Genomic DNA, 12281 nt, shown 5'->3' with positions numbered 1-12281 from the left:
GGTTCTGCGAAAGGTCCACTTGTGCTGTCCGCACAGCAACTCCAGATCGACGGCCGCCGGGACGATCTCCTGCCTCCCACCTCACTCGAAGCCCAGCGCGGCGAGCTCCTCCTCGTGACCGGCGACGGCCAGGACCAGCGCACAGCCTTGGCCTTGGCACTCAGCGGCCGAATGAAGCCCGGCAAAGGACTCCTGAGCTGGGACAACTCCGTAAAAACCAAGAAGCTCCGGGCAGCGAGCGCCCTCATCGACGCTCCCGGCGTCAATGAACCGGAGCAGCACTTGAGCGTCCGCGACCTCGTGACGGAAGACCTCTCGCTCATTCCCCGCCGCTACCGAGGTGCCCTCCTCAGCAAGCCATGGCTCAAGGTCAATCGCTTCGAGGACATCGCCGGGCTGTGGATTGAGCAACTCCCGGCGGACCGCCGCCTTGAGTTGCTGACCGCCTTGGCCCTCGCGGATCCGGCCCTCGATCTGCTGGTGCTCGACTCCCCGGACCGGCACAGCGCGAACCCTGCGGACTGGCTCCCGCGCCTGGAGCAGTTGGCGTACGACGCCGGGCGGCCGCTCGCCGTCGTCGCGGTCGTCTCAGCCCTCCCGGACAGCTGGCACGGCCCGGCCGCGGCGATCGGCAACTCAGTCAGCCACACGGCCGCGCCGGCAGCCGCCGCCGAACCCGCGGCCCCCGCCGAACCCCTCCAAAACGCCCAAGAAGATCCCGAAGAAGCACCCGAAGAAGCACCCGAAACCCTGCAAAGGACCGCAAAGTGACTGTTCTGCGGCTGGCCCGCTCCGAACTCAAGCGCATGACCGGCGGGCTCCTGCCCAAGCTGACCATCCTCGCCCTGACCATGGTGCCCCTCCTCTACGGAGCCGTGTACCTCTACGCGAACTGGGATCCCTACGGCAACCTCAACCAGATCGACGCCGCGCTGGTGGTCGAGGACGCGGGAGCCCAGCCGGCCAGCGGGCCCGAGCTGCAGGCCGGCCAGAAAGTGGCCGACAGCCTCGTGGAAAGCCACGTCTTCAACTGGCAGCGGGTCACCACCACGGCCGAAGCCGACGCCGGAGTTGAATCCGGCAAGTACGCCTTCGCCCTGAAGATTCCGAAGGACTTTTCCGCCAACCTCGTCTCACCGGGCAGCTTCGACGCCGCCAACCAGGCGATGCTCAACGTCACCACCAACGACGCCAACAACTACCTCCTCAGCACCATCGTGGACAAACTCACCACCGCGGTGCACTCCACCGTGGCCAAGGAAGTGGGCGAGGAAACCGCCAACCAGCTCCTCACCGGCTTCGGCACCATCCACGCCTCCATCGTCAAGGCATCCGACGGTGCGGCCCAGCTCGCGGACGGCGTCGGCAAACTCAGTGACGGTGCCGCCACCCTCCACGACGGGACCAGCCAACTCAGCAGCGGCGCGTCCGAGCTCCTGGCGGGCCAAAGCCGACTGCGCGACGGAGCGAACCAGCTCAACGACGGCGCCGGGCAGCTCAGCACTGGACTCACCGAACTTAAGAACAAAACCGCCTCCCTCCCGGCAGACTCCCAAAAGCTCGCCGACGGCGCAGCTCAAGTAGCCGCCGGAAACGCGCAGCTTAATGCGAAGGTCCAGGACGTCGTCGGGCAGCTTTCCGCGTTCGACGCCGGAGCCCGGGACCGCGTGGTGGCCTCCAACGGGCGGCTCGTGTCCGCGGGAGTCATCACGCAAGACCAGGCCAACAAGATCCTGGCGGACTTCGACACTGCCGCCGCTTCCAGCCAAGTCACGGATGCCAAGGCCAAGATTTCGGCCGATGCCGCCCAGATCCAGCAGCTCGCCGACGGCTCAGCCGCGGTCAGCGCGGGCGCCGCCAAACTCGCGGGCGCCACGCCTGCCCTGACCGGTGCCATCGGCCAGGCCTCGGCCGGCGCGGACCAGCTCAGCTCGGGCGCTGCGACCCTCGCGGCAGGCGAACAGTCTGCTGTCAACGGCACGGTTTCCCTCGCTGACGGTGCGGCCAAGCTCGACGACGGCGCGGCGCAACTTGCGAGCGGCGCCGCCACGGCCGCGGACGGATCCCGCACCTTGGCGAGCGAGTTGGCGAAGGGGGCAGGCAAGGTCCCGAACCCGAACGACGCCCAAAAGAGCGAGGTGTCCAAGGTGATCGCGGATCCGGTCGCGGTCAACAACGTTTCCCAGGCCAAGGCCGGATCGTACGGCGCCGGCCTCGCCCCGTTCTTCCTGACACTGTCGCTCTGGATCGGCGTGTTCATGCTCGTCCAAGCGATGCGTCCCATCACCCAGCGGGCCCTGGCGTCGAACGCTCCGTCGTGGAAAATCGCCGTCGGTGGCTGGCTCCCCTTCTTTGTGGTCTCCGTGCTGCAGGCCAGCATCCTCACCCTCGTAGTGGACTTGGGGCTGGGCCTCAACGCGGCACACCCGGTGTGGATGTGGTTGTTCATGCTGGCCGCCGTCATGGCGTTCACGGCCCTCATCCAAGGCATCGTGGCTTTACTGGGGACTCCTGGAAAGTTCGTGGTGTTGATCCTGCTGGTCCTGCAGTTGGTGTCTTCCGGCGGAACGTTCCCGTGGCAAACCACTCCGATGCCGTTGCACGTGGTCCACGAGATCATGCCCATGGGCTACGTGGTAACGGGCATGCGGCACTTGATCTACGGCGGCGAGCTGTCGATGATCTGGCCCATTGTCCTGGGCCTGTGTGGCTACACTGTGCTGGGGGCAGCGCTTTCCACGCTGGCCGTCCGGAAGCACAAGTTCTGGACCCTCAAGACCCTGAAGCCGGAGATTGCAGTATGAGCATGCAAGAGCCTGCGACACAGGCCAACGGGGGCCCGGACGGCCCGGGTCCGGAAACTCCGGAAAAGAAGCTCCGCCCAGTCCGCACCAACGCGAGCAAACAGCGCCTCTTCGACGCTTCGATGGAACTGATCGGCGAGCGCGGCGCGGCAGGCGTCACGGTGGACGAGATCGCAGCCGCCGCCGGCGTGTCCAAGGGAACGGTCTACTACAACTTCGGCAGCAAGGCCGATCTGATCGCCCAGTTGCTGCGCCACGGCGTCGACATCATGCTCGGCCGGCTCCAAACCATCGAGGGACTGCACGCCGATCCGCTCGAGGCCATGGAAGCCATGCTTGGCCAAGCCATGGACTTCATGGACGACTACCCGTCCTTCGCGCGGCTCTGGATCAGCGAAAACTGGCGGACGCCCAGCGAATGGGGCAGCCTCTTCGTCGAACTCCGTAGCGAGTTGTTGGCAGTGATCGGTGCTGCCATCGAGAAGGTGGCCAGCGAATACACCGTGGATACGGGCATTGCCCGCGGCAGCCTCGAAGCGGCAATGTTCGGTGCGATCTTCGTGGTGGGCCTGGACCGGCAAACGTACAACCCGGAACGTACCCGGGAGCAAAGTGTCGCAGCCATCATGACCATGATGCGGGGCTACGTCCTGCGGTAACGGTATGGCAACTGCGGCGTCTTACGGGCGTGGCGATTCCGCCCGGTCGGGGATGATGGTTTCCATGCGCCTGGGGAACAGTGGAAAGCTTGCGATCATCTCTGCTGTGGTGTCGGCTGGCTTGCTGGTGTTGCTCGCGATCACCCTGGAGGAAACCGTGATGTACACGTTCCTCGCGGTCCTGGCAATCGGCTACCTTGCGTGTGTCGCGGAAGTCTTCGCGCGGCGACGCTACTTCATGCTGGTCCTCGGCACGATCGCATCGGCCTTGTTCATCGCTTTCGGAATCGCGTTCCTGCGCATGTGGGGACTGGCCTTCAACCAGGACGAGAATGCCTTGGGCAGCGCGGTGAGCAGCCAAGATTCGGATATCTACTTCTACCTTGCAGCCGCTGCAGGCTGCAGTTCCCTGCTGGTCCTGTTTGTGGGTGCAGTCTGGCCATCCCGCAGGAACCGAGCGGCGGCGTCCCGCCCCGTGACTCGGCCAGCGGCCCGATCTGCGCAGCGGCCTTCCTCGGCAGCTGCCAGGGCCGCCCAGCGGCCGGCGGCCCGGCCAGCGTCGGGGGCGGTGAAGCGCGCTGCACCGCGCTCACCGGCGCCGGCCGCGCCCGCTAAGCGTCCGACGTCGGGATCCCCTGCTCCGGGATCGCCAGTTCAGCGCAAGCCCGCTCCCAGGCGCTGACGGTCTTCGGGCAACGCCGGGGCCGCAGCTTTAGCGCGCCGCTGCAGGACCGCCGTCGCCACGCCGCCCAACAAAAGGAGACCGCCGGCCAGTTCCGCCGCGGTCGGGATCTCTGAGATCAGCAGCCACGCCGCCGTCATTCCCACCACCGGAACCAAGAGCGTGAACGGCACCACGGCTGAACTCGGATAGAGGCTCAGCAGGCGATTCCAGATGCCGTAGCCCACCAGTGACGCGAATACCGCAGTGTAGAGCGCGCTCAGAATCGTGGCCGGTTGCAGATTGGTGAGGGTCCCGACGACGGCGCCCGGGCCATCCACGATGAGCGACAAGCCCGCAAGAGGCAGCGGGACCACAGCCCCGGACCAGACCACCAGGCCCAATCCCGAAGCTGCCTTGGCTTTGCGTGCGATGATGTTTCCCGCAGCCCAGGACAGTGCCGCTGCGAGCACGATCATGAGCGGCACCAAGGGCGCCACCAGGCTGCGTCCCACCGCGACCAGGGCAAGCCCCGCGACACCCAGTACCACGCCTGTCAGTTGGCGTTTACTGGGACGTTCTCCGAGGAACCGGGCGGCCAACAGCACCGTCAGGAGCACTTGGGCTTGTAGCACCAAAGAGGCGAGCCCCGCGGGCATGCCGAGGGCCATGCCCAGGTAAAGCAGGCCGAACTGGCCAGCACTCATGAACAGTCCGACGCCGATGATCGCCTTCCAGCTGACATCCGGTTTGCGGACAAAGAAGATGCAAGGGAACACCACCAGCACAAAGCGCATCGCCACGAACAACAACGGAGGCACATTTGCCGCGCCACCGCTCCCGTTGCTGCCGTTCCCGCTTACGGGGTGCAGGCCAAAGTCGATCGCGACAAAATTCAGGCCCCAAAGGACGGCGACAAGGACGGCAAGTGCTGAGTGGCGGATATTCACGATTCAACTCTGACAGTGATGCGGATGAAGCACCAGCGTTGAATTCTTCATCGAATCATGTACGTTTGCTTCATGATTGAGATTGCGGCCTTAAGGGCCCTCGTAGCGGTGGAGCAGCAAGGCTCGGTGGTGGCTGCCTCGGAGGCGATGGGGTTCAGCCCTTCGGCGGTCTCCCAGCAGATCAAGAAGCTGGAGAAGCAGAGCGGCGTCACCGTCCTGGAGCGCCATGGCCGGGGCGTACTGCTGACAGACCGCGGCATGGCGCTGGCCGAATACGGACGCCGCATCCTGGGCGAATTGGAGGAGCTCCAGGCCACCCTGCTCGCCGACCCCTCAAAGCCAAGCGGCGTGCTGCGGCTCGTGGCGTTCTCCACGGCCTGCCGCGGACTGCTAGGGCCGATGCTGGGGAAACTCGGCACAGCCGGGGGTTCCTCTGCCGGTATTGCCGGCAGTTCCGGGCTTGAGGTCCGGGTGGTGGCCGAAGACCCGCGCGAGGCCGTCCAACGGGTCGCAAGCGGTGAAGCCGATCTCGGCGTGGTACACAACTGGAACTCGGTACCCTTGGTCATTCCGGAAAACATGGTGCACGAGGACCTCTGCCTGGACACGGCCGACGTCCTGCTCAACTCGGCGCACCCGCTGGCCGGCAGGACCGCCGTCGAGCCTTCCGAACTGGCGGACGAACACTGGATCAGCACCCCCGCCGGCGCCATCTGCAACGAGGCGTTGCTGGCGATCCTCGCGGGCCTCGGACGCGTGCCGGACATCCGCGTCTACGATCCCGACTTTTCCACGCATATCGCCATGGTCCAGCAGGGCGTCGCGGTGGCTTTGGTGCCCAGGCTCGGCAGGCCGGAACTTCCCGCCGGGGTGGTAGCTGTCCCCGTGGTCAATCCGGTGCAGCAACGCCAAGTGGGAATCGTATACCGGAAGACCATGACGGCAAGCCCCAGCATCCGCCATGTTGTCCGCCTGCTGCAAGACGTGGCCGCGGGACTCGACGCGGGACTCAACATGGGCTAGCGGCGCGAGTCGCGCGAACTGGCAGCAGATGCCCCCTGGCGGCCTTGAAAGGGGCAGCAGCTGCCAGTTCGCGCCCCGAGGTTACTTCTTTGGACGCGGAACGGCGAAGTGGGTCAGGCGAGCATCCTGCCCATCGAGTTCGGCCCACGGCTTCTCCAGCTCCATCACGGTCATGGCACTGGTGGGGTAACGGGTAGCGGCATCCATGTAGGCGTCATGGTCCGAGTCGCGGGAAGCCAGGTGCATGGCGAGGTCCTGCACTCCGGGCATGTGGGAGAAAATCATCAAGGTCGTGACGGTTTCCGGCACGTGGTTGATGACCGCCAACATGCGCAACGCGGAGGCGGCATACAGACCGTCCTCGAGTTTCGGCGTCGGCGCCTTGTCCCCCAGTTCGCTGCACACCCACGTGCAGGTCTGACGGGTCCGGAGGGCAGACGAGCAGAGGATGAAGTCCGGAATCACATGGTGCTTAAGGAGCCATTTTCCGGCTAGCGGCGCTTCCCGATGGCCACGCTCGGCGAGGGGCCGCTCATGGTCAGGCACCCCGAGAGGCCAGTCCGATTTCGCATGCCGCATGATCACCAGACGCTTGATGTGATGCTCGCTCATCCCCCCACCCTACTATCCCAACTAGCTCACATTACTTGTCGTTTTGGGGCCTCATAACGACGACAACTGCGAGCTAGTTGGGTGGGCCAAGAGCTTAGATCGAGTATTCCGGAGCGGCCCAGACGATGACCTCGGGGTGCTCGTAGAAACGGTATCCCTGACCGCGGACGGTGCGGACAGTATTCGCGAGGCGGCCGAGCTTGGAGCGGAGACGCCGGATGTGCACGTCGATGGTGCGCTCGTTGGGAACCTCTTCGGCATTGCGCCACAAGCCCTCGAGGAGTTCATCGCGGCCGACGGTGCGGGTGCCGTTTTCAACGAGGTAGTTGAGCAGCTCGAATTCCTTGAACGTGAGGTTCAGGGATTCGCCATCGAGGTGCACTTCACGGCGGGCGAGGTCAATCAAGACGCCGGACGGGCGGGCTTCCTGGGCAGGCTGCGGGCGGAGCGCCTCAGGGCGCTGGCGATTGCCAACGGTAGGGTCACCGAAAGTCGAGCGGACGACGTCGAGCGCGGAACCGGGCGCACTGGCCGGGGCCACCGCGACGGCGGCATAACTCTCGGCGCCGGAGACGAGGGACTGCGCGTAAGCGCGGATTTCCTGGGCGAGCTTGGCGATGGACGTTCCGGCAGCCGCCGCAGTGTCCTCGTCGATCCCCATGTAGAGCACGAAGCCACGGGCCACGTTGTCATTGGCAACAGGGCGGATGGAGCGGTCCGCGGGGGCCAGAACAGGCGTGGGCGCAGTCATCGGCGCGGCCTCGTTGGCAGGAACGGCCCGGAGCTGGCCGTAGGAGTTGGGGTTGTAGCCCTGGGGCACGTAGCCGGGTGCCTGGTTACCGCCCTGCGGTGCGGGCTGCGCGTAGGCCGGGCGGTTGCCGAAGCCGGGACGAAGACCGGCGTTCGACGCGGCCTTATTGGCGTTACGGACAGAGATGTGGACGTATCCGGATGCAACTGACATGGATTGCTTACCTCAGGGTGAATAGCCGTCATCGCGGCTTCGAATGCTGATCTAGTCCCCGCAATGAGATGGGGAGGGGCGCCCGACGCTGGGCAGTGGGCGAATGCCTGAAACTTTTTGGGGTTGAAAGTTAGGCATGCATTCGACAACAGCCCATCGAAGAACCAGCGGGTGCGCTGGCTTCGATCGCTGCGGCTGCAGATGCTGTTGAGTTCTTGTTCACATTTGAAGTGTGCAACGTAACAAAGGGAACATGCAAGTAACAATGGACCAAATGGTCCACATTTTGAGACGAATCGCACTATTGTGCCGCACATCACAATTCACATATTGCTAAATGTGAGCCATCCTCGTTCGTCACAGTGGACGTCTTGACGGCAATATTCGAAGATAATTTTACCAGAATGGCATTTTTTGAATATTAAGTTACGTCACGCGCTTGCCCTTGAATCTCGCGATATGAAACAACCCTTGTCCAATCCTGGAACGGTGTCTCATGAAAATTCCCTGGTAAATCGTCTGCTAGGGCCTTTACAAACGCCCCCAGCCTCACGCCGCGTCGGTGGTTTCCAGCTTCGACCCAGGCCTTGGCTTGGACCGGTACATGTCGGCATCGGCCTCCATGAGGAGCTGCCGCGCCAATTCTTCCCGTGCGTCGGGGAGCATCGGTCTCATCTCGGCTGTCACCGATTGGCCTACCGCGACCTCGACACGCAGCTTGGACTCCCCCACCAGGCACTCCGGATTGAAGCTGTTCAAGATGCGGGAAGCGACCACGGCGATTTCCTCGGGCGGTTCCAGGGCCGGAAGAAGGATGACGAATTCGTCACCGCTGTAGCGCGCGACGGTATCGACGCCGCGGACCGCCCCGGCGAGGCGTCCGGCGACATGGCCGAGGACTTGGTCCCCTGCGGCGTGGCCATAGGTGTCATTGATGTCCTTGAAGCGGTTGATGTCGCAGAACAGCACTCCAACGTACAGGCCGTGCATTCCGGCCCGCTCCAAAGCTTCGTCAAGGCGCGAAGCCAACAACATCCGGTTCGGCAACCGGGTCAGGGCATCGTGCATGGCCTGGTGCCTGGCCTCTTCAAGGAGCTTGGCCCGTTCGGACTCCGATTCTTCAAGCCTACGCAACGTAGCGGCCAGTTCCCGCTCATAGAGTCGCCTTTCGTGAACGCCAAAAACGACGACGACGTTTAGTTCGGGGCCCACCGTTTCCGGGGCATCCGGGGATTCCCGCATTCGGGACACCGCAAGCAGTACCGGCAGCCTTTCCCCGGTGGCGGCGAGAATCTCAACGGCGAGCTCTTTTACCGAGCCCTGGGATTCGATGGCCGGCATGGCATGGGTCAGGAACATGATCCTGTCCCCGGCGGGCAAGAGCGCGAGCAGGTTCATCCCGAGCAACTCCTCCTGCCCGCGTCCGGTCCACCCATACATCGTCCGATTTGCATCGACGATAGTCCCGTCGGGCTGGGTAAGCAGGTAACCGGCTGGGGCTGCCTCGAATATCTGCCGATAGTCCACAGTCCGATCGGTCATGCCGAAGCGCCGAGGTAGTCAAGTAGGGCGTTGGCTGTTTCTTCCGGGGCACTTGTCTGCGGGAAATGGCCGGTCGCGGCAAGCCTGACAAGGACACTCGTGGGCATGCGTTCCTGAAGGTAGGTACCGACGTGTTCGGGAGTGACGACGTCATCGGTGCCTTGGAGGATCAGCACGGGCAATTCGACGTTGGACAACAAATGCCGCACGTCGGAGAGGAAAGCGACGCGGGCAAAGTCGCGCGCAACCTTGGGGTTGATCCGACGGAAGCTGCCCTGCAATTCCCGCCCCAAGTGGGGTGAGGAGGGGACATTCATGAACACAGGGGCCATGGCCTCGGCCCAGACAAGATAGTTGGCGTCCAACGATTCAAAGAGCTCGTCCAGCTCGTGGCTGGAATAACCGCCGAAGTAGCCGTCATCCGGGTGATTCATATAGCTGGGCGAAGCCGTCACCAGAACGAGCCGGGCGATACGCGACTGATGGTCGGCGGTGGCCGCCGCAATGGCCATCATGGCGCCGACGCTGTGGCCGATCAGCGTCACGCCAGTGAGGTCCAGCTCGGCGCAGATCTCCAGGAGGTCGGAAACGTAGGCGTTAAGGCTGGAATAACGGGACGATTCATAAAATGCCTGATCGGACCCTCCCGAACCCATGTGGTCGAAGAGAACCAAGCGATATTGCGCCGTCAGGAAAGGGAGGATCCTGTCCCACATCTTCTGGTCCGTGCCAAAACCGTGGGCGAACATCAGGACCTGGCCGTCCAAGGCCCCCAAGACCGTGACGTTGTGCCGCTCAACCATCGACACGGTCATGGGACCCCCCCCTTTTTCTGTGCTACCGGGCTGACCCGCTTCCGCACTATCCGCACTATCCGCACCGGGATCATCCATGAGCCCACGTCCAGCCTCCTGTCATCCCACTGCGGCATGTTGCCCGAAGCAAGGACAGACTATGAAGGCCTGTGGACAATGCAAGTCACATCGTATCCGGCCTCCGACCTCAGCGCACCATCTCTCCTGGCCGGCCGCCGTAACGCTGTCAACTACGCTCAGTGAGGGTTAGTTGGTGGTGCCCGATCCTTGGGAACTTGATGCGGTGGCAGTCACGATCTGAATGGACTGGGCCGTGTACTTGTCGGATTCCTTGAGCGCAGTAACCCTCACGTTGGATCCGGACTTCACATCGGCAAGGGTCAGAGTCGTGCCAGTGCTTCCGCCTCCGCGTTGCCGCATGCCTTCCGCCACCACGACGTCCGTTCCCAGAGCATAGCTGCGGGTGAATCCATCTCCGCTCTTGACTGTCATGGAGCTTGCCGAAATATCAGTGACCGTACCCAGCTGGCCCGCCATGGTGACGTAGCTGCCGTTCTGGAGGACCACATATTCCGAGTGGACTGCAGCGTTCAGGCCGCCCATGCCCACCCCGAGGCCGCCCGGACCTGCGTTCGTCCCACCTGGGCCACCGAATCCGCTCTGGCCGCCCTGGCCGTTCTGCCCGGCGCCCGGCCCCTGCGCGTTGGTGGTATCAGCTGCCGCGGTCCCGTTTCCTGCAGCATATGCACCTGCTCCTGCCGCCGCAGCGACCACCACCGCGACGCCGCCAACGACGAGCCCCTTCTTCAGGCTCCAACTCTTGAAGAACGAAGGCCGGGGTTGCCCGGGGTTGTGTTGCTGCGGCGCACCCCACCCCACGGCAGGCTGCTGGTTCACCGGCCGCTGCGGCGCACCCCACCCCACGGCAGGCTGCTGGTTCACCGGCCGCTGCGGCGCACCCCACCCCGCGGAAGGCTGCTGGTTCACCGGCGGCTGCGGCGCACCCCACCCCGCGGCAGGCTGCCCAGAATCATCAAGGGGGCGAATCACCGGCTGCGGGTGCCCATTCTCCGGATCGGAGCCAGGTACGGAGGGGTTGTTTTGCTGATCCATGGTGTTCTCCATCGAAGTCGAGATTGTTTGGTGGTGCTTGTTGCTGTCCCCAACAGCGTCGGCCGTTTTGCTGTGCGTTGGCTGTGTCGAACGGCAGGCTTGCCTGTGACCTGCAGCAACGTTGCGTCGGATTCTGCTGGATCATTAGCGGCGAGCGAGCGTCGGGGCCCGCAATCATGCGGATCGCCCGTCTGGGCTGAGGAATGATCCAGCAGAATCCGCCGCAGGCCCAGCTGCAATCCAGCCCGGCCCGCTCCGTATGGCCCCGTAAGAACGCCATCACAGCGCGTTGGACGTACCGTGCCTCTGGACAGCTCGCTAGGCTGGGACTCACAGGGTGCTCACAGCATCGGCTCAGCACTGGCAAAACGGCAGATTGGAGAGTTGTCTCATGGCATCCTCGCACTCCATGACCAACAACCTCCCGCAGCTCAGCCACCCGGACGGTTCCCCCATCCGCGCCCTGGTGGTGGATGACGAACCCAGCCTCGCCGAACTCATGAGCATGGGCCTGCGCATGGCAGGCTGGTCGGTAGCCGTGGCGGGCGACGGTCCTGCTGCGGTCAAGCTCGCCAAGGACTTCCGGCCGGATGTCCTGGTGCTCGATGTGATGCTTCCCGGGTTCGACGGCGTTGAACTGTTGGGCAGGATCCGCGCCTTTGCGCCTGAGGTTCCCGCGCTCTTCCTTACCGCGAAGGACGACGTCCAGGACCGCATCCTTGGACTAGCCGCCGGCGGGGACGATTATGTCACCAAGCCGTTCAGCATGGAGGAAGTCCTGTTGCGCCTGCACCGGCTGGTCCAGCGCTCGGGCGTGGCCGCGATGGACACGGCCGAGCTGGTAGTGGGCGACCTGACCCTCAATGTAGATACCCGCGAGGTCACCCGAGGAGGCGAAGACATCCCGCTCACGGCAACCCAGTTCGAGCTCTTGCGCTACCTCATGGAGAATCCCAAGCGAGTGGTCAGCAAAGCCCAGATCCTGGACCGCGTCTGGGACTACGACTTTGGCGGCCAAGCCAACATCGTTGAGCTCTACATCTCTTATCTGCGCAAGAAGATCGAGGCCAACCACCCGCCCATGATCCACACAGTGCGCGGGGCCGGTTACGTCATCAAGCCGGCCGAATAGCCCGGA

The 12281-nt window shown here is 64.1% G+C and carries 12 protein-coding genes; 6 read left to right on the top strand and 6 right to left on the bottom strand.

Annotation, left to right across the window (positions count from 1 at the left end):
• Window positions 1-21 precede the first annotated feature (21 nt).
• The 4 genes from A3M3_RS0107845 (at window position 22) to A3M3_RS0107830 (ending at window position 4145) form a co-directional block, all read left to right on the top strand.
• Complete coding sequence (locus A3M3_RS0107845) at window positions 22-771, top strand: hypothetical protein (protein ID WP_028265878.1); 750 nt, start codon at window positions 22-24, stop codon at window positions 769-771.
• The gene (locus A3M3_RS0107840) at window positions 768-2804 is read left to right on the top strand and encodes a YhgE/Pip domain-containing protein (protein WP_028265877.1); all 2037 of its coding nucleotides are present in this window, start codon (window positions 768-770) and stop codon (window positions 2802-2804) included. Before A3M3_RS0107845 ends, A3M3_RS0107840 begins: the two co-directional genes overlap by 4 nt.
• Window positions 2805-2806: 2 nt before the next feature.
• A complete protein-coding gene (locus A3M3_RS0107835; RefSeq protein WP_051423016.1) occupies window positions 2807-3463 on the top strand; it encodes a TetR/AcrR family transcriptional regulator in 657 nt (218 codons plus the stop codon).
• 64 nt (window positions 3464-3527) lie between these two features.
• Window positions 3528-4145: a hypothetical protein gene (locus tag A3M3_RS0107830; protein ID WP_231497207.1), complete on the top strand. Its 618-nt coding sequence runs from the start codon at window positions 3528-3530 to the stop codon at window positions 4143-4145.
• Here the strand turns inward: A3M3_RS0107830 and A3M3_RS24230 are convergent.
• On the bottom strand, window positions 4118-5074 hold the full coding sequence (locus A3M3_RS24230; protein WP_081736732.1) for an EamA family transporter: 957 nt from the start codon (window positions 5072-5074) through the stop codon (window positions 4118-4120). The genes A3M3_RS0107830 and A3M3_RS24230 overlap by 28 nt on opposite strands.
• Window positions 5075-5146: 72 nt before the next feature.
• Here A3M3_RS24230 and A3M3_RS0107820 point away from each other — a divergent pair, with 72 nt between their 5' ends.
• Window positions 5147-6097 (top strand): LysR family transcriptional regulator, encoded by a 951-nt coding sequence (locus A3M3_RS0107820; protein WP_028265874.1) that lies wholly within the window; start codon window positions 5147-5149, stop codon window positions 6095-6097.
• A gap of 81 nt (window positions 6098-6178) precedes the next feature.
• On the opposite strand, the gene A3M3_RS0107815 is transcribed toward A3M3_RS0107820, so the two are convergent.
• The 5 genes from A3M3_RS0107815 to A3M3_RS24220 all read right to left on the bottom strand — a co-directional run bounded on the left by A3M3_RS0107815 (window position 6179) and on the right by A3M3_RS24220 (window position 11143).
• Window positions 6179-6709: a SixA phosphatase family protein gene (locus A3M3_RS0107815; RefSeq protein ID WP_028265873.1), complete on the bottom strand. Its 531-nt coding sequence runs from the start codon at window positions 6707-6709 to the stop codon at window positions 6179-6181.
• Between the two features lie 94 nt (window positions 6710-6803).
• Window positions 6804-7673 (bottom strand): winged helix-turn-helix domain-containing protein, encoded by an 870-nt coding sequence (locus A3M3_RS0107810; RefSeq protein WP_028265872.1) that lies wholly within the window; start codon window positions 7671-7673, stop codon window positions 6804-6806.
• Window positions 7674-8222: 549 nt separating this feature from the next.
• Complete coding sequence (locus tag A3M3_RS24225) at window positions 8223-9215, bottom strand: sensor domain-containing protein (RefSeq protein WP_051423012.1); 993 nt, start codon at window positions 9213-9215, stop codon at window positions 8223-8225.
• Window positions 9212-10030 (bottom strand): alpha/beta fold hydrolase, encoded by an 819-nt coding sequence (locus A3M3_RS0107800; RefSeq protein WP_197023150.1) that lies wholly within the window; start codon window positions 10028-10030, stop codon window positions 9212-9214. Before A3M3_RS0107800 ends, A3M3_RS24225 begins: the two co-directional genes overlap by 4 nt.
• A gap of 246 nt (window positions 10031-10276) precedes the next feature.
• Window positions 10277-11143, bottom strand: coding sequence for a hypothetical protein (locus tag A3M3_RS24220; protein ID WP_051423010.1), 867 nt, complete (start codon window positions 11141-11143; stop codon window positions 10277-10279).
• Between the two features lie 391 nt (window positions 11144-11534).
• On the opposite strand from A3M3_RS24220, the gene A3M3_RS0107790 reads away from it, so the two are divergent.
• On the top strand, window positions 11535-12275 hold the full coding sequence (locus tag A3M3_RS0107790; protein ID WP_028265870.1) for a response regulator transcription factor: 741 nt from the start codon (window positions 11535-11537) through the stop codon (window positions 12273-12275).
• Window positions 12276-12281 lie beyond the last annotated feature (6 nt).

The organism is Arthrobacter sp. MA-N2 (assembly GCF_000517125.1).
Taxonomy (GTDB): Bacteria; Actinomycetota; Actinomycetes; order Actinomycetales; family Micrococcaceae; genus Arthrobacter; species Arthrobacter methylotrophus.
This window is presented reverse-complemented; position numbering and strand designations above follow the sequence as displayed.

Bases quoted from the DNA above. Each gene is read 5' to 3' on its own strand.
- A3M3_RS24220 (WP_051423010.1), bottom strand. From the start codon at position 11,143: ATGGATCAGCAAAACAACCCCTCCGTACCTGGCTCCGATCCGGAGAAT.
- A3M3_RS0107830 (WP_231497207.1), top strand. From the start codon at position 3,528: ATGCGCCTGGGGAACAGTGGAAAGCTTGCGATCATCTCTGCTGTGGTG.
- A3M3_RS0107790 (WP_028265870.1), top strand. From the start codon at position 11,535: ATGGCATCCTCGCACTCCATGACCAACAACCTCCCGCAGCTCAGCCAC.
- A3M3_RS24225 (WP_051423012.1), bottom strand. From the start codon at position 9,215: ATGACCGATCGGACTGTGGACTATCGGCAGATATTCGAGGCAGCCCCA.
- A3M3_RS0107800 (WP_197023150.1), bottom strand. From the start codon at position 10,030: ATGACCGTGTCGATGGTTGAGCGGCACAACGTCACGGTCTTGGGGGCC.
- A3M3_RS0107835 (WP_051423016.1), top strand. From the start codon at position 2,807: ATGCAAGAGCCTGCGACACAGGCCAACGGGGGCCCGGACGGCCCGGGT.
- A3M3_RS0107815 (WP_028265873.1), bottom strand. From the start codon at position 6,709: ATGAGCGAGCATCACATCAAGCGTCTGGTGATCATGCGGCATGCGAAA.
- A3M3_RS0107820 (WP_028265874.1), top strand. From the start codon at position 5,147: ATGATTGAGATTGCGGCCTTAAGGGCCCTCGTAGCGGTGGAGCAGCAA.
- A3M3_RS0107810 (WP_028265872.1), bottom strand. From the start codon at position 7,673: ATGTCAGTTGCATCCGGATACGTCCACATCTCTGTCCGTAACGCCAAT.